At 30.9% G+C, this 20,051-nt stretch carries 20 protein-coding genes; 14 read left to right on the forward strand and 6 right to left on the reverse strand.

The genetic code is table 11. The annotated features are described in order from the left end of the window. The first annotated feature begins 173 nt into the window (after nt 1-173). The 4 genes from ACO6VN_RS05900 to ACO6VN_RS05915 all read left to right on the forward strand — a co-directional run bounded on the left by ACO6VN_RS05900 (nt 174) and on the right by ACO6VN_RS05915 (nt 3,436). Nucleotides 174-608, forward strand: a complete 435-nt coding sequence (locus ACO6VN_RS05900; RefSeq protein ID WP_422404375.1) for a Panacea domain-containing protein — start codon at nt 174-176, stop codon at nt 606-608. Continuing rightward, nucleotides 601-1,641 (forward strand): hypothetical protein, encoded by a 1,041-nt coding sequence (locus ACO6VN_RS05905; protein ID WP_422404376.1) that lies wholly within the window; start codon nt 601-603, stop codon nt 1,639-1,641. The genes ACO6VN_RS05900 and ACO6VN_RS05905 overlap by 8 nt, the downstream gene beginning before the upstream one ends. Before the next feature lie 174 nt (nt 1,642-1,815). Next, nucleotides 1,816-2,616 carry a hypothetical protein gene (locus ACO6VN_RS05910; RefSeq protein WP_422404377.1) on the forward strand — a complete coding sequence of 267 codons (801 nt, stop codon included), beginning with the start codon at nt 1,816-1,818 and terminating at the stop codon, nt 2,614-2,616. A 226-nt stretch (nt 2,617-2,842) separates the two neighbouring features. Further along, nucleotides 2,843-3,436 (forward strand): hypothetical protein, encoded by a 594-nt coding sequence (locus tag ACO6VN_RS05915; protein ID WP_422404378.1) that lies wholly within the window; start codon nt 2,843-2,845, stop codon nt 3,434-3,436. A 290-nt stretch (nt 3,437-3,726) separates the two neighbouring features. On the opposite strand, the gene ACO6VN_RS05920 is transcribed toward ACO6VN_RS05915, so the two are convergent. After that, nucleotides 3,727-5,100 (reverse strand): aspartate kinase, encoded by a 1,374-nt coding sequence (locus tag ACO6VN_RS05920; RefSeq protein ID WP_194200756.1) that lies wholly within the window; start codon nt 5,098-5,100, stop codon nt 3,727-3,729. Between the two features lie 196 nt (nt 5,101-5,296). Between ACO6VN_RS05920 and ACO6VN_RS05925 the strand changes: the two genes are divergently transcribed. From ACO6VN_RS05925 to ACO6VN_RS05940, 4 genes are all read left to right on the forward strand, one after another. Further along, complete coding sequence (locus ACO6VN_RS05925; RefSeq protein ID WP_026023654.1) at nt 5,297-6,574, forward strand: homoserine dehydrogenase; 1,278 nt, start codon at nt 5,297-5,299, stop codon at nt 6,572-6,574. Between the two features lies 1 nt (nt 6,575). Then, nucleotides 6,576-7,640 (forward strand): threonine synthase, encoded by a 1,065-nt coding sequence (thrC, locus tag ACO6VN_RS05930; RefSeq protein WP_016999609.1) that lies wholly within the window; start codon nt 6,576-6,578, stop codon nt 7,638-7,640. Then, nucleotides 7,637-8,548 (forward strand): homoserine kinase, encoded by a 912-nt coding sequence (gene thrB / locus ACO6VN_RS05935; RefSeq protein WP_016999608.1) that lies wholly within the window; start codon nt 7,637-7,639, stop codon nt 8,546-8,548. Before thrC ends, thrB begins: the two co-directional genes overlap by 4 nt. A gap of 67 nt (nt 8,549-8,615) precedes the next feature. Continuing rightward, the gene (locus tag ACO6VN_RS05940) at nt 8,616-9,422 is read left to right on the forward strand and encodes a Cof-type HAD-IIB family hydrolase (protein WP_016999607.1); all 807 of its coding nucleotides are present in this window, start codon (nt 8,616-8,618) and stop codon (nt 9,420-9,422) included. A gap of 59 nt (nt 9,423-9,481) precedes the next feature. Here ACO6VN_RS05940 and ACO6VN_RS05945 read toward each other — a convergent pair whose 3' ends face one another. The 4 genes from ACO6VN_RS05945 to rpmG form a co-directional block, all read right to left on the reverse strand. Further along, a complete protein-coding gene (locus tag ACO6VN_RS05945; protein ID WP_194200755.1) occupies nt 9,482-10,882 on the reverse strand; it encodes a phosphoribosyltransferase domain-containing protein in 1,401 nt (466 codons plus the stop codon). A gap of 12 nt (nt 10,883-10,894) precedes the next feature. Continuing rightward, on the reverse strand, nt 10,895-11,209 hold the full coding sequence (locus ACO6VN_RS05950) for a hypothetical protein (RefSeq protein ID WP_016999604.1): 315 nt from the start codon (nt 11,207-11,209) through the stop codon (nt 10,895-10,897). A 137-nt stretch (nt 11,210-11,346) separates the two neighbouring features. After that, on the reverse strand, nt 11,347-12,789 hold the full coding sequence (locus tag ACO6VN_RS05955) for an amino acid permease (RefSeq protein WP_016999603.1): 1,443 nt from the start codon (nt 12,787-12,789) through the stop codon (nt 11,347-11,349). Between the two features lie 196 nt (nt 12,790-12,985). Further along, on the reverse strand, nt 12,986-13,135 hold the full coding sequence (gene rpmG / locus ACO6VN_RS05960) for a 50S ribosomal protein L33 (RefSeq protein WP_026023653.1): 150 nt from the start codon (nt 13,133-13,135) through the stop codon (nt 12,986-12,988). Between the two features lie 137 nt (nt 13,136-13,272). Between rpmG and ACO6VN_RS05965 the strand changes: the two genes are divergently transcribed. The 3 genes from ACO6VN_RS05965 to ACO6VN_RS05975 all read left to right on the forward strand — a co-directional run bounded on the left by ACO6VN_RS05965 (nt 13,273) and on the right by ACO6VN_RS05975 (nt 16,329). Continuing rightward, complete coding sequence (locus ACO6VN_RS05965) at nt 13,273-14,223, forward strand: metal ABC transporter solute-binding protein, Zn/Mn family (RefSeq protein ID WP_194200754.1); 951 nt, start codon at nt 13,273-13,275, stop codon at nt 14,221-14,223. 91 nt (nt 14,224-14,314) lie between these two features. After that, on the forward strand, nt 14,315-15,292 hold the full coding sequence (gene guaC, locus ACO6VN_RS05970; protein ID WP_194200753.1) for a GMP reductase: 978 nt from the start codon (nt 14,315-14,317) through the stop codon (nt 15,290-15,292). Between the two features lie 20 nt (nt 15,293-15,312). After that, nucleotides 15,313-16,329: a CAP-associated domain-containing protein gene (locus ACO6VN_RS05975; RefSeq protein WP_064204994.1), complete on the forward strand. Its 1,017-nt coding sequence runs from the start codon at nt 15,313-15,315 to the stop codon at nt 16,327-16,329. A gap of 318 nt (nt 16,330-16,647) precedes the next feature. Here ACO6VN_RS05975 and lexA read toward each other — a convergent pair whose 3' ends face one another. After that, nucleotides 16,648-17,268: a transcriptional repressor LexA gene (gene lexA / locus ACO6VN_RS05980; RefSeq protein ID WP_016999600.1), complete on the reverse strand. Its 621-nt coding sequence runs from the start codon at nt 17,266-17,268 to the stop codon at nt 16,648-16,650. Between the two features lie 143 nt (nt 17,269-17,411). Here lexA and sosA point away from each other — a divergent pair, with 143 nt between their 5' ends. The 3 genes from sosA (at nt 17,412) to tkt (ending at nt 20,030) form a co-directional block, all read left to right on the forward strand. After that, nucleotides 17,412-17,642 carry a DNA damage-induced cell division inhibitor SosA gene (gene sosA, locus ACO6VN_RS05985; protein WP_016999599.1) on the forward strand — a complete coding sequence of 77 codons (231 nt, stop codon included), beginning with the start codon at nt 17,412-17,414 and terminating at the stop codon, nt 17,640-17,642. A 79-nt stretch (nt 17,643-17,721) separates the two neighbouring features. Beyond that, entirely contained in the window at nt 17,722-17,958 is a 237-nt protein-coding gene (locus ACO6VN_RS05990; protein ID WP_016999598.1) for a DUF896 domain-containing protein, read from the forward strand. 83 nt (nt 17,959-18,041) lie between these two features. Beyond that, nucleotides 18,042-20,030, forward strand: a complete 1,989-nt coding sequence (gene tkt / locus ACO6VN_RS05995; RefSeq protein ID WP_064204992.1) for a transketolase — start codon at nt 18,042-18,044, stop codon at nt 20,028-20,030. Nucleotides 20,031-20,051 lie beyond the last annotated feature (21 nt).

Raw genomic sequence — 20,051 nt, forward strand, 5'->3', positions numbered from 1 at the left:
CTTTACCTAAAATTTCAGATGCTTTGGTAGCAGTTCCGAACACTCATTATTATAATGAGTGTTATTTGTAGTTTTAAAACATTATAAAGTTAAGCTATAAAAAGAAAAGGAAAGGGTATATAATAGTAAGAAGTGTTTAACCTTTAGAGAATGAATAAAAGGGGGAATAAAAAATGAAAGAAATTGCTAATCATATTTTATATAGAGCACGTGAAATAGATAGCCCTATAACTAATTTACAGTTGCAAAAAGTATTGTATTTCACCATTGGTTATATGATTCGAGAAGAAATATTTCTTGACTACGCAAGGACACAATTTAATGATAGTAAAATGGAAGCTTGGTTATACGGCCCAGTAGTTCCAGAGTTATATGAAAAATTTAAGGATTATAAAAGTACTCCTATACAAAATGAAGGAGAAAAATCTCCTGATTTAAATGATGAAAAAATGAATAATATGATAGATAAACTTATAAAAATAAACCCGTTTACATTAGTTGATATGAGCCATACCCATAGTCATTGGGCAAAAAATGAAGGGAAAATCAAAAATGGATTGAAACCTGAATATAATTTTGAAGACTTAGAGGAAACTTTCCATGCTTGATAATGAGGAAAGAATTTTACTAAGTGATATCAAAAAAGATTGGTTTTTGAATTACAGCAAAAACAGTTCAGAGATAGCTGAATTATTCAAAAGAGAATACAAAAAATATGTTGATGATCCGGTAGAATATGATAATAAAGAAGAACACACTTTTAACTTCGATTCGTTCATAGAAAATTGTGATGGTATGAAACCACAATTAATACCTTATTCAGCGTTAACAGAAATAATATTTAAAAACGATATGTCTGAAGAATCATTAAATGATAAACAGATTAATGAAACTAATTTTGCGAATATAATTGAAAAAAGATTTGAATTATATCTTATTAAAAAGTACAGGAAAAATAAAATTAGAAAAAAAGATGAAATAACACCTTTTACAATGGAAGAGGATGAAATAAACGAGGATCAAATTAGGGTTAATAAAGAAAAGATAATAATTTGTTATAAAATAATAGAACATTTAAAATTAGCAATTTCGCAAAAAGAGGGTCTTTATGAAAAGCAAAAATTCGAAATTACTAAATTAGAAAAAAGGCTAAGTGAAGTCAGTGGAGAAATAGATAAATCCTCTAAAAAATTAAAAAAAGTAAAGAGAACATATGATAATATTACAACTCAATATATATCGATACTAGGTATATTTGCTGCAATTTTAATGACTGCGTTCGGGGGTATTCAAACTTTTACTGCTATTTTTCAAAATAAGAAATTTTCTCTTGAAGATTCATTATTGATAGCATGCGTTGGATTTATGGGTGTAATATTGTTGTTATTCATGCTAATGAATGGAATTGCTAAGCTAACAGGAAAAACTTTAAATAGTGGCCATAAATCTGAAAAATGGTATTTTAGACATCCTACATTAATAAATAGTTTTATACTTTTAAGTACATTTATTTTAATTATATTAACTTGGAAGTTAATAAAGAATCCTGAGTTGTTCTCTCCTAGTTATTTTTGGTTTATCATTCCTATAGGTTATAGTTTAATAATGTTTGTTATATTTAATGTGAAAAGTAAACAATAAATTTATATGTATTGTTTGTAAAATAAATCTACTTAAAGAACTGTATTATCTTCATAATATTATTTACAGATTCACTGAGTATTTTTCACCATACCTCATTTTAGGGTAGGGTTATTTTTATATCTAAATTAATATGTAAACATGCTATAATATTTCTAAAAAAGGGGTTATAGCATGAAATATTCTTTGGAGGGTGTACAGTTAAATTTTAAAAACGAAGATATAATAAATAAATATTTTATAGACGATACTATTTTGTTAGTAGGGAATAAATTTAAAAGTGAGTATAGAATAAAAAGTACACAAAAAATACTTTTTTTGAAGTATAAATCTGTAACTTTTAATATATTTACTTCTGTACTATATTTGAATAGATTTATTGAGTTCTCAAAATATAAAAAAACCGAGTTTAATAATTATAATAAGTTAATAAATATACAATCCAGTAATTCTTACTTACAAGCTGCATATGACAACTTATATCAAATAATAAACTTTATGAGTTTTGATGAAGACACTAATAAAACCTTCTTTGAAAATAATAATAAACGATATAACACAGAAATGAATTTTAGAATAGAAAATTTAAAAAAAGATTCTTATAATAAAGAGTTAATTAAGATAATCAATAACTTCTACAAGAATCATATGAAAAAACTTAGGTTTTATAATAATTATGTTAAACATAATGGTCACTTAGAGGAATACGAAGATGATACAACTAGTATTTATCAAATCGATTTAGACAAAGAAAATGTGTTGAGTTCTTTAGAACGAGGTCTAATAAATGTTTATAACGGTGTAAATCCAATAAATAGTAAAGCTGCAAAAGGGTATAAAGTTGATCTAAATGAATTGTCAAAGGTTTTACAAGTCGCAATTGATGAATTATTACATATACTAGATATGGTGATGGAAAACTATATTGACGATTCATATAGGGGGTTAATCAGAATATATAATCAGACAATTTAAAAGGGCAAAAAAAGGGCAACCAAATGATAAAAAGGGCAATTGTCTGAAACATATAAAATAAAATAACCTTTTGAAATGCTGATAAATCAATAATTTGATACAGTATGGTTATATTGTAAAAAATAATCATGATTCGTAAAGAATAAATTATTTCTTACCTATTGGATAAAGATTCCAAATCTGTTAAAATGAAAGTAATTGAAAACGCTTTCTTTGGAGGTTGAAAATGGAATCTAACGAACAATATTTAACATTAGAAGAATTGAAAAATATTATGTCTGACTATCCTTTGCAATATATTGTTTGTGGAGAACTTGCTGTAGATTTATTTTTGAATGAGTGTACACATATAAAAGAAATAATTGGTATCACAATAAGTCGAGAAGAAATGGACGAATTAAATGCTTACTTTAGAAAGCGTAATTATCAATTTGTTGTGAAGACACCATTAAATGAACATGAGCATATCTCAGAAAATGAACTGTCAGATTACAGTAAATACTTTATTTATGATCCGGTAACAAATGCGAGGATAATTAAAGTATACATTTACGAAACAAAAGATGAAAAGTGGCAATTTAGTCATGATCATAATATTGAAATTGATGATTACAAAATATACTTTCATAGCTTAGAATATGACGTGAAATATTTAAGGCCAGAAATACAAATGATGTATAAGTTGTATCATGAATTAAGACAAGATGATATTTATAAATATCAAAAGCTAATACAGCATTTAAGTTATTATCAATTTTTTATGCTCAGAAAAGTTATTGGTGCAGATAAGCTCAATCACATTATATTAGCCGAAACATAGTAAATAATAATGATTCTGGGACATAAATCCCTTATTCAAAAAATACTCCTAATCCGTTAATTCTAATTAACAATGGATTAGGAGTATTCATTTATACTCGGACTCTTTTAAGATTTTGAAAGTCGGGGGTATGACTCGAGCCTGTAGTGGACGTCAGCACATTATAAAATAATAGGTGCATTCGTTCTAACGTGCTTGTTAAAAAAGTCTAGCTCGTTAGAACTTTTATATTTCTTTCACTGAATATAAAAAATCAAGCTGAGCCAATTTCATTTGGCTTAGCTTGATTGTTAAATAACTTCAGTTGGTTGTTTCGTAAAGTACTCATCATAAATAGCTTGAACGGCTATATCAGAATAATGTTCATCGATACCAAACATCATGGATATTTCTGAAGAACCTTGGTTAATCATGTTTAAGTTTATTTTGTTTTTGCTCAATGCATTTGTTGCACTTGCAGCTGTTCCGATTGCTCGATTCATACCTTCTCCAACTATCATCAATATTGCTAAATCATAGTCAATTGTCAGTTCATCAACTTGAATTTGATTTCTTATTTTATTAAGTACATTTTGTTCTTTACCGCTTATTTGTGTTGTTCGCATGATGATACTTAAGTTATCTATACCTGAAGGAATATGTTCGATAGAGATATTTTCTTCTTCTAATATGCTTAACACACGTCTTGTGAATCCAACTTCTCTGTTCATTAAGTATTTTTTAATATTGATGATCGTAAATCCTTTGTCACAACTTACGCCTGAGACGATTTGTGACAGACTAGATATGTCACGTTCACTTACGATAAATGTTCCTTTGTCATGAGGTTTGTTAGTATTTTTAATCACAACAGGAATTCTATCTTTATATAATGGTTCTAGAGCTTCATCATGGAAAACTCCGAATCCAGCATATGATAGTTCCCGCATTTCTCGATATGTGATTTCAGGTATGATTTCAGGTTGAGATACAACAGTAGGATTAGCTCTAAATATACCGGACACATCTGTAAAGTTTTCATATAAGCTGGCTTCAATGCCTCTCGCTAAAATTGCTCCAGTAATATCTGAACCGCCTCTAGGGAAAGTTACAATATCTCCATTCTCTGAATAGCCAAAGAAACCTGGGACGATAAGTGTTTCTTCATATTCACGTAATTTATGAATTTTTTCGTATGAAGATTCTAATATCATAGCGTTACTGGGTTCATCAGTAACGATAATTCCAGCGTCTTTTGGAGATAAATATCGAGTAGGGAAACCTAAATCATTATTGTATTGTGCGATGATTTGAGCGTTAAAGTCTTCACCACAACTTTTTAATGCGTCTAATAATCGTTTAGGTTTATCTTCGTAAGTATCAATTAAGCAATTTAAGTCATTTTTTAATTGTTCTAAAATGATTTCATCCATTTCTAGTTCTACTACGATTTCTTGATAACGTTCAATGATTTGTTGGAATTTATGTGTGTAGTCTAGCTTATTTATAATTTTTTCATACAAACGTATAAGTAAGTCAGTTGTTTTTACATCTTCTTTAAAACGTTTACCGGGTGCTGATACTACGACAATTTTCCTTTCATCGTCACTATTAATAATGTCTAAAACTTTTTTGATTTGTGTGCTATTAGCAACGGAACTTCCGCCGAATTTTGAAACTTTCATTTTATCAGTCCTTTTACTGGGGGTATTGTTATTGTACTACTTTACAAAGCTTGGAATAGTGTTAATATTACTATTAATTCAAATAATTCAAACTTTACAAAAATCTTTAATGAATTTATACTATAATAAAGTTGAGTCTATTTCAAGTAGACATTTGTATTTTTTACAAGAACAATATATTAAGGTGAGTGAGGAAATGAAAGTATTAAATGTAGCAGTATTAGGACTCGGTACGGTAGGTACAGGAGTTGTGAAGATTATTGAAGAAAATAAAGAGCAAATAGAAGACACAATCGGAAAGTCTATACATATTAAACATATACTTGTTAGCTCTATTGGAAAGAAAAGAGCGATTAATACTTCAAGATATCATTTAACTGAAAATATTGATGATATTTTAAATGATGATGAATTAGATATAGTTGTTGAAGTTATGGGTGGCATTGAACCAACTGTAGAATGGCTTAAATCATTCTTATCTAAAGGTATTCATGTTATTACAGCAAATAAAGATTTATTGGCTGTTCACTTAAGAGTATTAGAAGATTTAGCAGAAAAAAATAAAGTAGCGTTAAAATATGAAGCAAGTGTTGCCGGTGGTATCCCAATTGTTAACGCAATTAATAATGGTTTAAACGCGAACAATATTAATCAATTTATGGGTATTTTTAACGGAACATCAAACTTTATCCTTAGCCAAATGACACGAGAAGGTAAGTCTTATGAAGAAGCACTACAACTTGCAACAGATTTAGGTTATGCAGAAGCAGATCCTACTGATGATGTTGAAGGCGTAGACGCAGCTCGTAAAGTAGTTATTACGAGCTATTTATCATTTAATAGGGTTATTTCATTAGAAGATGTAGAAAGAATAGGCATTTCGAATGTCGAAATTGAAGACATAAAAGTAGCTGAAAAATTAGGTTATAAAATTAAGCTTATAGGCCAAGGTAAATTCGAAGATGGCCAAGTTGTAGCAAGCGTAAAACCGACTTTATTACCAAACAGTCATCAAATGTCTCATGTAGAAGACGAGTATAATGCTATTTACGTTATTGGTGATGCAGTAGGAGATACTATGTTCTATGGTAAAGGTGCAGGGAGTTTAGCAACTGGAAGCGCAGTTGTATCAGACTTATTGAATGTTTCGCTACAGTTTGAATCAGACTTACACACATTGCCACCACACTTTGAACTAAAAACAGAGGCAACTAAAGAGATTGTAGAAGATGATGTCGTAAAATTCCCTCTGAAAAATAGTCACTTTATCATTGTAGAAAGTAATAAAGATGAAGATCAATTAAGAGAAGATATTAAATCAATAATAGATTTCCATAGAAGTGTTAAAGTAGAACAAAGAACTGAAAATACCTATGGCATTGTTATTAGAGGTATAGATGAATTACCAACTGAAAAACTTAAAGAAAATGGATTAAATATTTTAAAATATTATCCAATCGAAGGAGACCAATAGTATGGGAAGATGGCAAGGACTTATTCATAAATATAAAGAATATTTACCAGTAAATGAAAATACACCAGAACTAACATTAAATGAAGGTAATACACCATTAATTCATTTACCTTATTTATCAGAGCAATTAAATATTAATCTATATGCTAAATTCGAAGGCTTGAATCCAACTGGCTCATTTAAAGACAGAGGCATGGTTATGGCAGTTGCTAAGGCTAAAGAAGAAGGTAAGAAAATTGTTATTTGTGCTTCTACTGGAAATACATCTGCTTCAGCTGCTGCGTATGCAGCAAGAGCTGGTATGAAAGCGATCGTTGTAATACCTGAAGGCAAAATAGCTTTAGGTAAGCTAGCACAAGCAGTTATGTATGGTGCAGAAATCGTTTCAATTAAAGGAAACTTTGACGAAGCTTTAAATATCGTAAAAAAAGTTGCAGAAAAGGGCGAAATTGCTTTAGTTAACTCAGTTAATCCATATAGAATTGAAGGTCAAAAAACAAGTGCGTTCGAAATCGTAGAACAGTTAGACGGTAAAGCGCCAGATACTTTTGCTATTCCAGTTGGAAACGCGGGAAATATCACTGCATATTGGAAAGGTTTCAAAGAATTTGATAATTTGAATCAATCAGGCTTACCGGTAATGTGCGGTTTCCAAGCAGAGGGTGCTTCACCGATAGTTCAAGGTAAAGTTGTTAAAAATCCTGAAACTGTCGCTACTGCTATCAGAATTGGAAATCCTGCAAGTTGGAAAATGGCAGAAGAGGCGAGAGATGAGTCAAATGGTTTAATTGATAGTGTTACAGATGAAGAAATTTTAAAAGCTTATAAATTAATGACTAGCAAAGAAGGCGTGTTTAGCGAACCAGCAAGTAACGCATCAATTGCAGGTTTATTGAAATTACATGAACAAGGAAAATTAAAACCAAATCAAACTGTAGTTGCTATATTAACTGGTAATGGATTGAAAGATCCAGATACAGCGATTGATTTATTGGATTCACCAATCACACCACTAGAGAATGACGAACAATCTATTATTGATTATATCGAGAGTGCTTTACGATGAAGAAATTGCAACTCAAAGTACCAGCATCAACAGCAAATTTAGGAGTTGGGTTTGATTCTATAGGGATGGCTTTAGATAAATACTTAGAAGTTGAAGCAAGCGTATCAGTAGATCAGCAATGGCACTTTGAGCACATTGGACCTCATTTAACAGGTTTACCTGAAGATGAAACACATTATATTACTCAAATTGCACAACAAGCAGCAAATAAATTCAATCAAAAAGTACCTCCACTTCGATTGAAAATGTATAGTGATATTCCATTAGCAAGAGGTTTAGGAAGTTCCGCTTCAGCATTAGTAACAGGTCTCTTTTTGGCGAACCATTTTGCAAACTTAAAACTATCTAAATATGAATTGCTTCAATTAGCAACAGAAATCGAAGGACATCCAGATAATGTTGCACCGACTATATATGGTGGCTTAGTCTTAGGTGTTTATGATCCAGAAGAAAACCAAACCGATGTATCTTATATTGATATTCCAAAGGTGGATGTCATAGCAACGATACCGTCTTATGAATTATCTACCGAAAAAGCTAGAAAAGTATTACCAGAGAATTTAGCATTAAAAGATGCAGTAAAATATAGTGCAATTAGTAATACGATGATTAGTGCTTTAATTCAACATAATTATGAACTAGCTGGAAAAATGATGATGAAAGATGGTTTTCATGAGCCTTATAGACAATATTTAATTCCGGACTTTGAAGATATTAAGACAATAGCATTAGAACACGGCGCTTATGCCACAGTTATTAGTGGTGCGGGCCCAACAGTATTAACACTTATTAAAAAAGAACTCAGTGGTAAATTAGTGCGTACATTACAAGAAAAATTTAAAGATTGTGAGTCAGAGCTTGTAACAATCAATAGATTTGGCGTAAAACAAACAACAATTAATTTATAAAATAAAGATGATGCTTACATTCTTCTTATGGTAGAATGTAAGCATCATTGCATTTAAGGAGATAGTTATGACATATAAATACATAGTTATGGATATGGATGATACATTGTTAACTTCAGAAAATAAAATTAGTGAAGAAACACATGCATATTTATTAAAAAAACAACAAGAAGGCATGAAAATTATACTTGCTTCTGGTAGACCAACAGCAGGTATGACAAAGCATGCAGAATCTTTAAATTTGAAACAAAATGGTGGATATATTGTAAGTTATAATGGTGCAATTATTACAGATGCAGCAACAAATGAAGTTGTATTTAAACAGACGATAGATAAAGAAAATGCACATAAAATTATAGATTTTTGTAGAGAAAATAATTTCTTCAGTTTAACATATATCAATGATGAAATCGTTTATGATTCTACACATGAATATATGAATATTGAAAGTGAATTAACAGGCTTGCCGATGGTATCGGTATCAGATTTAAAAGAAGTCATTACTGAAGATGTACCTAAAGTTATGGGAATAGATTACGAAGAAAATATCTCAAAAGCTAATCAGTCTCTAAATGGACAATTTAACGATCATATTTCTTCAACTACAAGTAAGCCTTATTTCTTAGAGTTTATGAATAATGAAGTATCTAAAGGGAAATCACTTCAAAAGCTTTTTGATAAAATAGAAGCGGATTTTTCAGAAGTTATTGCATTCGGAGATAGTTTAAATGACTCAGATATGTTAGAGAAAGCAGCTATTGGTGTTGCTATGGGTAATGCTAATGATACGATTAAAGAACTTGCAGACGTTGTAACTGATGACCATGATAATAATGGTATCGTGACAGCTTTAGAAAAATTACTTAAGTCATAAGAATAATTAAAAGCCGTGAAGTAAGATGGAATATCCACACTTCACGGCTTTTTTTATGTCTAATAAAGTCTATCCTCGTTAAAAGCAATAGAAGTCATTTCAATAACTAAAATTGATTTTGCACCTAGTATTTTCAACTGTTGAACTAAGTCATCTATTTCTGTTTTGTGTCTCAATCTCTCAACTAATACAATGATTTGATCATATTGATCTATTTCTAAGTTATATAAATAATGAGTGATTGATCTCTCTAAAGGAGACATGAAGCTAATTTTTTTGTTTGAATGGTTCAGTGTACTTGAATCAAAATTAAAACGTGTTGTACCTTGAACTTTTACTTCCTTCCCAGGTAAATATCTAGCAATTTGGAGAGGTACATATAGAAATTCTCCAACACCGATAATCATTTTAGATGAATCATCTAATAAATCACCGAGTAACTCGCCCATACGTTGGAATAATTCTTCGGAAATTTGTTGTTCTCTACCGTTTAAAGTAAATCTACCTGTTGAAATAAAGTATGGATTATCATGGATTGTTCCATTACGTAACATATTTTGAGCTTTAACGATAAAGTAATCATTTATAATATGTCTTAACGAATAATATTGTACTTTTGTTTCATGGTGGTTATTTTTTAATAGTTCATTATGAGTAAGTTGATGCGTAACATTTTGTATATCTTGGACTTCTACATCGAAAGACATTAATGAAATGATATTAATCTTGATATTTAAAGATTTTTCCAAACTAGAAAATGATTCTTTAACACTTTGTGATCTTAAATCGATAGGTGTTAATACCGTGAACATTTGTCTAGATGGATATTTTTTATGAATTTTCATAATTAGATTAATTACTGAATGACCATTTAACAAATGATTATCTATAATGGCAATCCTCTCATCATTATCAAAAAAGTCTTTATCTTTAGTATAGAAAAACAGTCTTTCTTGTGTATCAACAATATCACTATGATCAAGTAAAGGTGGATGAGATATCACTTTATCTCTTGTAGAAGCCAAGAACATAACATCGTCTTCAAATAAACTAAATATAGAATGTCCGAGATTAACTGCACGTTCACTCAACCCTAAAAATCGAGTAGGTGGGTAATGTCCGAGTTTGTTCGTTTCTACTAAATTTAATGCTTGAATCATCTTACCTCTGTTTTGACTATTAATAGCACTTGCAACAGTGTCCATTCTTTCATCAGTTTCGCCGGTTAAGGCTTCATGATATAAAAATCCTAATAATAAACCGACTAATAATGGATGTTCTGGATACAATGCTCTTGAATATCCTAAACAGGGAGATACAGGGATATAAGGAAACTCTGAATGTTCTTCTTGGGTCATGGCTAGCATTTCATCTATTTCGAACTGAAATCGATTATCTATTACTTTGACCTCTACTTGCTTTTTGTTATCTAGAGGGAAAACTTTACTCTGTTGAGACATGAAATAACTCCTTTATTTGCTCGTATGCGTCCATTCACGACTAAATTTTTTTCTTTTTATATGTGCATAAACTTGATCGGCAGCATAATCTTGATTTGTATATACTGTAATATCATAGAAAACTTGATTTTCTTCAAAAGGTTCATTTAAGTATAAATCTTTTAAATGATCGAATAAGGACTGCATTTGTTCTCTTGTCAAACTCGTATATTCTCTTAAAGTCTTTTTTATGAGTTGAGAATCAGAATCAAATGCACTTTGCACCACAATAACAAAGCGTTCATCTTGTTTAAGTACATCATCAAATAAATTAGTTTGTCCAGTCATTGTTTCACCTTCTTAATGAGTTATTAATTATTTATGTTTATTATACTATATATAATGGAATAAGAAAAAGTTACAATTGTTTTTGTATAAAAAAATACTACCAACAATGTATTTGTATTGTTGGTAGTATTAACTCATTATTTATCATAGTTGTGTTTTGATAAATCGATATCTTCTAATTTAATAACTTTAGTTTTTGTTATGAATTTATGGATGAAATAAACAACAACGCCAAGTATGATAGGTAAGAATGATTCAATTAAAATTGGGATATTTAAATTGATGATACTATCAAATGATTGTCCAATTAGTAAGAATGCAATAACTGAAATAACAATAATAGGGCCTAAAGGATATAAAGGTGCTTTATATTCTAAAGTTTCAGTTTCTGATTTACCTTGTTTTCGTATAGCCATTCTTAAACGAACGTGACTGATGATGCTCATTAACCAAACTAATGTAACAAGTGCACCAAGCATATTTAATAATCTATAGTAACCGTCAGCATTTAAAGTTGCATATACGATTGATAAGAATATTAAAACGATTGTGACACATAGTGATACAAATGGCATGTTATGTTTATTTAATTTACTAAATACTTTTGGTGCTTGTTTATGTTTTGATAAAGAATAAAGCAAACGACTTGTAGCATATAATCCTGAATTACCAGCTGATATTAAAGCAGTTAGTATGACAGCATTAATAATAGAAGCGGCAAATGCGATACCAACTCTATCAAATACAATTGTAAAAGGACTTTGTGTTACTGTATTATCTTTGTTTAATAACAATGGATCTGTATAAGGTATTATTGCTGCTATTACTGCAATTGCTAGAATATAGAATAATAATATTCTCCAGAACACTTGTCTAATAGCTTTAGGCATAGATTCTTTAGGATTTTCAGACTCACCAGCAGTAACTGCAACAACTTCAGTACCACCAAAGCTGAATCCAGCAACAAGTAATACGCCTAAGAAACCAGATATACCATTAACAAAAGGTGCTTCTTTGTATGTGTAGTTCGTTAAACCTAAAGGCTCATTACCACCTAAAATACCAAAGATGATTAACACACCGACAATTAAGAAGATGATTATTGTTGCAACTTTGATAAAACTTAACCAATATTCAGCTTCACCAAATGCTTTAACAGTAAATATATTTAATAAGAACAATATAACTATAAAAATCATACTCCATACAAATGGATCAATACTGTCAAATATATTCCAATATGTAATAATTTTAGCAGCTGTTAATATATCCACACTAGACACTAGTGCCCAAATAATCCAATATAACCAACCAACTGTAAAACCTGCAGAAGGGTCTATGAATCTACTAGAATAAGCACTAAACGATCCTGAAACTGGATAAAATGTAGCAAGCTCTCCAATAGCAGTCATTAAGAAATATAGCATCACACCTATAATTGCATATGCTATTAACGCACCGGCAGGACCAGCTTGTGTAATGACAGCACCACTAGCCATAAATAGACCTGTACCGATAGAACCACCGATAGCTATCATTGAAATGTGTCTAGTCTTTAAACCACGTTTCATTTCTTCCATATAAATCACCATACTTTCTACTTCACTATTAACTTATTTTAAATATAAGTAATATTTTATTATCTATTCAGAAAATAAGCAATGAAAATTTTATTACATAAATGCTTTAAAGTATTAAATTAAAGAAATAATAAAAAAGTCACTCCAAATTAATGAAGTGACTTTTAATGTCGTATATCTTATTATAAATAAGAAATTATTTTGTTTCGCGATGTAAAGTATGACGACCTAATCTTGGACTATATTTTTTTAATTCAATACGTTCTGGATTTGTACGTTTATTTTTAGTAGAAATATAGTTTCTGTCGCCTGTTTCAGTACATGCTAACGTGATATTTACACGCATGTTCATCAGCCTTTCTGTATAGTAATCATTACGTTTTATAATAATATCATAAAATATAATGCTTAGCAATAGAATTACTCTATGAAATAGGGACATCAGATTGTTATAATAAAATAAATATAAATAAGGAGACTTTTATGAAAAATAAATCGAAAATAGCTATAGTATTATGTGTTACTGTTTTATTTCTAGCAGCTTGTGGATCTAAATCAAACAGTAATGATAAATTAAAAATTTATGCGACAAACTTTCCTTACGAGAGTTTTACTAAACAAATAGGTGGAGAATATGTAGATGTTGAGTCTATCTATCCAAGTGGTACTGATTTACATAATTACGAACCCACTCAAAAAGAAATGTTAAATATCGCAAAAAGTGATTTATTTGTATATTCTTCAGATGAGTTGGATCCAGTAGCTAAAAAAATTAGCTCTACAATAAAACAAGGCGACCACAAATTACAAACTATTCCTAATTTAGAGGAAAGTGAAATATTAGAACATCATCATGAAGATGGAGAAGAACATGAGCATGAACACGATGCAACACATAATGAAGAAAATGAACATGACCCGCATATATGGCTTGATCCAATTGCCAATAAAGAAGCGGCTAAATCTATTAAAGATAAATTAGTTAAAATAGATGCATCGCACAAAGAAACTTATGAAAATAATTACAAGAAGCTAATAACAGATATTGATAAAATCGATAAAGAAATGAAAGAAATCACAAAAGATACGAAGCGAGATACTGTATTTATTTCTCATGACTCTCTTGGATATTTAGCAAATCGTTATCATTTTAAACAAACAGGTGTAACTGGAATGAATAATGAAGAGCCTAGTCAAAAAGAACTTCTAAATATCATAAAAGAGATTAATAAATCAAAGTCTCCATATATATTATATGAACAAAATGTAAGTTCTAAAGTAACAGATATTATAAAGAAAGATACTGACAGTAAACCACTTAAGTTTCATAATTTAGAAGTATTGACTAAAGAAGAAGCAAAAGATAAAAACATCACATATCAATCTTTAATGGAAGAAAATATCAAGAATTTAGATAAAGCTCTTAATAATTAATAAATATAATCTTATTTCGTTTACTTTTTCATGTTAACCATGTATAGTAACTAATGGATTATTATTAATAGTTTTGAAAGAGGTCATTGATATGAAAATTTTTGATTATGAAGACGTACAATTAATACCAAACAAATGTATAGTAGAAAGTCGCTCTGAATGTGATACTACTGTTAAATTTGGGCCGAAAACATTTAAATTACCAGTTGTACCTGCTAATATGCAAACAGTGATGAATGAAGAACTAGCTGAATGGTTTGCTAGTAATGATTATTTTTATATCATGCATCGCTTTGATGAAAAAGCACGTATTCCATTTATTAAAAAAATGCAAAGTAAAAACTTATTTGCATCTATCTCAGTAGGTGTTAAAAAAGATGAGTATGATTTTATAGAAGAATTAGCAAATGAAAATTTAATTCCTGAATATATGACAATAGATATTGCACACGGTCACTCTGAGCAAGTTATTAGAATGATTAAGCACATTAAACAACATATTCCAGAAACATTTGTAATTGCTGGTAATGTTGGAACGCCAGAAGGTGTTCGTGAACTAGAAAATGCTGGAGCAGATGCAACTAAAGTTGGTATCGGGCCTGGTAGAGTCTGTATAACAAAAATTAAAACTGGATTTGGAACTGGTGGCTGGCAATTAGCTGCTATTAACCATTGTAGTAAAGCTGCAAGAAAACCAATTATTGCTGATGGTGGAATCAGAACAAATGGTGATATTGCAAAATCAATTAGATTTGGTGCTAGTATGGTTATGGTAGGTTCACTATTTGCTGCACACGAAGAATCTCCAGGTGAAACTGTTGAACTTGAAGGCAAATTATACAAAGAATACTTTGGAAGTGCTTCAGAATTCCAAAAAGGTGAGCGTAAAAACGTAGAAGGTAAAAAAATGTTTGTCGAGCATAAAGGATCATTAAAAGATACTTTAATTGAAATCGAACAAGATTTACAAAGTTCTATCTCGTATGCAGGTGGCAAAGACTTACAATCTATCGCTAAAGTAGACTATGTGATTGTACGAAATTCAATATTCAACGGTGACCGCGACTAAAAATAGGCGAGGTGGACTACTTGAAAAAAGTATTTTACTTATTCATATTGTTATTGATTATAACCTTAATCAAGCCAGTCCCTGAATCAGATTTATCAAAACAAATTCAACAAAAAGTGATGAATGTTCAACAAGGACTTGAAGATGAACAAACTACTAAGAAAGTTGAACTAAAGACGCCGAAAGAACAAGAATTTGCGATTAATAATATTCAAATCAATCAAACAAAAAGCGAAGTTGAAAAGAAACTTGGCAAACCAAAACGGGTAACCGTTAATGAATATAATGAGAAATGGCATGCATATCATGACCAATACAATGGATTTGTGATGGTCAGTTATGACGATGACAAAGTAACAGGATTATATACAAACCAAGACTTAATAACATCTCAAAAAGGTATAACGAGTAAAATGAAAAAGAATAAAGTTCGTTCAATTCTCGGTGAACCTTTAGATGAGATTCAAAAAGATAAAGTTAAGTTAGTTCAAAATGATCCTGATTATGATGTTTTCAAATTTGATAACATTTATACGACCATATTTTATGATAAGCATCAAGACAATCAAATTAAAGGAATAATGCAAGTAGCTTCGTCAACTGAAGATAAACGTACAAATCAGTACCATACTGCTTCAGATGAATATAAGCGTGCATTAGAACTTCAAAATTTTGATATAGTCAATGCAGAGCGCGTTCAATTTGATTTACCGACATTATCTTATAATGAAAATGTAAGTCATACTGCTCGTAAGCATAGTACAGATATGGTGGATAACGATTATTTTGATCATACGAATAAACAAGGTTTATCTCCATTTGATAGATTAGACAATGATGGTTTTGATTATGTAACTGCAGGTGAAAACTTAGCATATGGTCAAATAAGCAGTGTTTATGCCCATCATGGACTAATGAACTCATTGGGACACAGAAAGAACATTTTAAATAAAGATTATAAAGAGTTAGGAGTAGGTGTCGATATTGGCGAAGATTTACAGCCTTATTGGACTGAAAACTATATTACTCAACAGTAGAAAATAGATAAGCAAAGTGCAATGTCTAAACAACTTTGATATAATAACGATATAAAAATTATTTCATATTTCCTTAAATGTTTTACACATGTTGTTTCTAATAATTTGATTGGTGGAATAACATATAAAGGGGAAGTTTAACATGGAAAATAAAGAAATAAATAATAAAGATATTGACGTTTTAGATCGTGTCAAAGAATTATTAAATAAAAAAGATGTTTCATAAAAAGATTTTTATAATAAAAATAAAAGCTCAAATAATCAAATAAAGGGAATATGATATAAAAAAAGCTGTGATGCACTTGCATCACAGCTTTTTTACATTTCTCTAAACAATCCTACTACTTTACCTAAGACACTTACATTGTCTAAGTAAATTGGTTCCATTGTACTGTTCTCAGGTTGAAGTCTATAACGTGATTCTTCTTTGTAGAAGCGTTTAACGGTAGCTTCATCATCTTCAGTCATCGCGACGATGATATCCCCATTCTCAGCAATTGTTTGGCTTCGCACGATTACTTTATCTCCATCAAGAATACCTGCTTCTATCATACTGTCTCCAATAACATCTAATATAAAGATATTGCTATTATGTGTTGATGTAAAGTGAGCAGGTAGCGGGAAATATTCTTCAACGTTCTCAACTGCTGTAATAGGTATACCAGCAGTTACTTTACCTATGACGGGAACATGAATGGTGTTCTCTTGGTTAATGTTCTCTCCTACAGTCTCGGTAATCTCGATTGCACGAGGTTTAGTAGGGTCACGTTTTATATATCCCTTTTCTTCTAATCTAGATAAATGGCCATGTACAGTGGAACTTGAAGCAAGTCCGACAGCTAAACCAATTTCACGAACACTAGGCGGGTAACCTTTTGTTTGTACTATATGTTTAATGAATTGATATATTTCAGATTGACGTTTAGTTAATTCTTTCATAGTCGCACGCTCCTAATATTGATTTAAATTTATTATAGCACATACGTTTCCTTCGAACAAACATTTGTTCGTATTTTCATTGACTACGAACAGTTGTTCTGTTATTATAAAAATACAAACAAACGTTCTAGGAGGAAGTAGTTATGACAGTAACAATTAAGAAGACAGTTTTAGTATATTTAGCAGTGTTCTTGATGACTCTATTAATAGGATATTTATACTTAGCTCAGTCTAATGCTGTTTATTCAACAGAACAGACGTACGAAATGACTGATCACAAAATCAAACAACAAGATAACCAACAACCAAATAATATAGATGCAGAACCAAATCATATAAGTAAATCTAAAGCTATGGTAGGTTCGATAGATTAATCGTTAAAATATGAGCAAATCCATTTGGATTTGCTCGTTTTTTTTGTTATCTTTTAATTAAATGGAAAGTGGTGATAAAATGTTAAGTAAAGAAAAGATTGAAAGAATTAATGAGCTAGCAAATAAAAAGAAAACAAGTGGACTTTCTGAACAAGAAGCAAAAGAACAAACAAAACTTCGTGCAGAATATTTACAAGCTTTTAGAGGTAACTTTAAAGATACGATTGAAAGCACAAAAGTTATCGATCCAGAAGGTAAAGATGTAACACCTGAAAAATTAAAAGAAATCCAAAAGAAAAATAATATAAGAAATTAGTTAAAATGAGTAATAATAATTAATATTCCGAATATTATGATGTATAATGATAATGGATAACAGAATAAAGGAGACTATAATATATGTTTAATGAAAAAGATCAACTAGCAGTAGATTCAATCCGTGCATTAAGTATCGATGCTATCGAAGCAGCTAACTCAGGACATCCTGGCTTACCAATGGGTGCTGCACCAATGGCATATACTTTATGGACAAAGCATTTAAACTTTAATCCACAATCAAAAAACTATTTTAATAGAGACCGCTTTGTATTATCAGCAGGTCACGGTTCAGCGTTACTATATAGTTTATTACATCTTTCTGGTAGCTTAGAACTTGAAGAAGTAAAAAACTTTAGACAATGGGATTCAAAAACACCTGGACACCCAGAGTTTAATCATACAGATGGTGTAGAAGTTACAACTGGACCTCTTGGACAAGGATTTGCAATGAGTGTTGGTATGGCTATGGCTGAAAAACACTTAGCAGGCAAATTCAACCAAGATAATTATGAAGTTGTTGATCACTACACATATGTTTTAGCTAGTGATGGTGACTTAATGGAGGGTATCTCTCACGAGGCAGCTTCATTAGCAGGTCATTTAAACCTTGATAAATTAATCACTTTATACGACTCTAACGATATTTCATTAGATGGTGATTTAGATAAAGCTTTCTCAGAAAATGTTAAAAATAGATTTGAATCTTACGGTTGGAGTTACATCTTAGTTGAAGATGGTAATGACTTAGAAGCTATTGATAAAGCTATAACTGAGGCTAAATCATTAGAAGGTCCTACGTTAATTGAAGTAAAAACTGTAATCGGTTACGGAGCTCCTAACAAAGCAGGTACAAACGGTGCTCACGGTGCACCACTTGGTGAAGAAGAACGTGAATTGGCATTGAAAGCATACGGTTTAGATCCATCCAAACGTTTCAACGTACCTCAAGAAGTATATGATATTTTCAGCAATACAATGTTAACTCGTGCAAATGAGCATGAAACAAAATGGAATGAATTAGTTGAAGAGTATGCTAAAGCTAACCCAGAATTAGGCGAAGCATTCAAACAAGCAATTTCTAATGAACTTCCAGAAGACTATGCTAAAGATTTACCTGTATATGAAGCTGGAAACAGTAGTGCTACACGTGCTGATTCAGGTGATATCATTCAAGCATTAAGTAAATCTGTACCAGCATTCTTTGGTGGTTCAGCAGATTTAGCGTCATCTAACAAATCAAACGTTAAAGATGAGCCAGACTTTAATGATGAAACACCAGAAGGACGTAACATTTGGTTTGGTGTTCGTGAATTCGGTATGGCAGCAGCAGTAAATGGTATGGCAGCGCATGGCGGTGTTAAACCTTATGGTGCGACATTCTTCGTATTCAGTGACTACTTAAAACCAGCACTTCGTCTATCAGCTATCATGGGTGTTCCTTCAACATTTGTATTTACGCATGATTCAATTGCTGTTGGGGAAGATGGTCCTACACATGAACCAGTTGAACAATTATCAGGTTTAAGAGCTATTCCAAACTTAAATGTTATTCGTCCAGCAGATGGAAATGAAACAAGAGTTGCTTGGAAAATTGCTTTAGAATCTAAATCAACACCAACAGCATTAGTATTAACGCGTCAAAACTTAACAGCTTTAGATGTTAAAGAAGCTGAAGTAGAAGAAGGCGTTCGTAAAGGTGGATATATTGTTTACCGTTCTGAAATAGAACCTGAATATCTATTATTAGCTTCTGGTTCTGAAGTATCTCTAGCAGTAGATGCAGCTAAAGATATTGAAGCTCAAGGTAAAGGTGTTCAAGTTGTATCATTACCAAACTGGCATGCATTTGATCAACAAGACCCTGAATATAAAGCTACTGTTTTACCTCCAACATTAAGAAAACGTGTTGCAATCGAAATGGCATCATCATTAGGTTGGCACAAATATGTTGGCATAGAAGGTAAAGTAATTAGTATTGATAGATTCGGTGCTAGTGCGCCTGGAGACTTAGTAGTTGAAAAATACGGTTTCACTAAAGAAAACGTATTAAACACAGTATTAAGTTTCTAATTTAAACTGAACAGTCCGAGA

The sequence above is a fragment of the Mammaliicoccus sp. JADD-157 genome (assembly GCF_049310805.1).
Lineage (GTDB): Bacteria > Bacillota > Bacilli > Staphylococcales > Staphylococcaceae > Mammaliicoccus > Mammaliicoccus lentus.

Coding starts and splice junctions, on each gene's coding strand:
- ACO6VN_RS05900 (WP_422404375.1), top strand. CDS start 174: ATGAAAGAAATTGCTAATCATATTTTATATAGAGCACGTGAAATAGAT.
- ACO6VN_RS05905 (WP_422404376.1), top strand. CDS start 601: ATGCTTGATAATGAGGAAAGAATTTTACTAAGTGATATCAAAAAAGAT.
- ACO6VN_RS05910 (WP_422404377.1), top strand. CDS start 1,816: ATGAAATATTCTTTGGAGGGTGTACAGTTAAATTTTAAAAACGAAGAT.
- ACO6VN_RS05915 (WP_422404378.1), top strand. CDS start 2,843: ATGGAATCTAACGAACAATATTTAACATTAGAAGAATTGAAAAATATT.
- ACO6VN_RS05920 (WP_194200756.1), bottom strand. CDS start 5,100: ATGAAAGTTTCAAAATTCGGCGGAAGTTCCGTTGCTAATAGCACACAA.
- ACO6VN_RS05925 (WP_026023654.1), top strand. CDS start 5,297: ATGAAAGTATTAAATGTAGCAGTATTAGGACTCGGTACGGTAGGTACA.
- thrC (WP_016999609.1), top strand. CDS start 6,576: ATGGGAAGATGGCAAGGACTTATTCATAAATATAAAGAATATTTACCA.
- thrB (WP_016999608.1), top strand. CDS start 7,637: ATGAAGAAATTGCAACTCAAAGTACCAGCATCAACAGCAAATTTAGGA.
- ACO6VN_RS05940 (WP_016999607.1), top strand. CDS start 8,616: ATGACATATAAATACATAGTTATGGATATGGATGATACATTGTTAACT.
- ACO6VN_RS05945 (WP_194200755.1), bottom strand. CDS start 10,882: ATGTCTCAACAGAGTAAAGTTTTCCCTCTAGATAACAAAAAGCAAGTA.
- ACO6VN_RS05950 (WP_016999604.1), bottom strand. CDS start 11,209: ATGACTGGACAAACTAATTTATTTGATGATGTACTTAAACAAGATGAA.
- ACO6VN_RS05955 (WP_016999603.1), bottom strand. CDS start 12,789: ATGGAAGAAATGAAACGTGGTTTAAAGACTAGACACATTTCAATGATA.
- rpmG (WP_026023653.1), bottom strand. CDS start 13,135: ATGCGTGTAAATATCACGTTAGCATGTACTGAAACAGGCGACAGAAAC.
- ACO6VN_RS05965 (WP_194200754.1), top strand. CDS start 13,273: ATGAAAAATAAATCGAAAATAGCTATAGTATTATGTGTTACTGTTTTA.
- guaC (WP_194200753.1), top strand. CDS start 14,315: ATGAAAATTTTTGATTATGAAGACGTACAATTAATACCAAACAAATGT.
- lexA (WP_016999600.1), bottom strand. CDS start 17,268: ATGAAAGAATTAACTAAACGTCAATCTGAAATATATCAATTCATTAAA.
- sosA (WP_016999599.1), top strand. CDS start 17,412: ATGACAGTAACAATTAAGAAGACAGTTTTAGTATATTTAGCAGTGTTC.
- ACO6VN_RS05990 (WP_016999598.1), top strand. CDS start 17,722: ATGTTAAGTAAAGAAAAGATTGAAAGAATTAATGAGCTAGCAAATAAA.
- tkt (WP_064204992.1), top strand. CDS start 18,042: ATGTTTAATGAAAAAGATCAACTAGCAGTAGATTCAATCCGTGCATTA.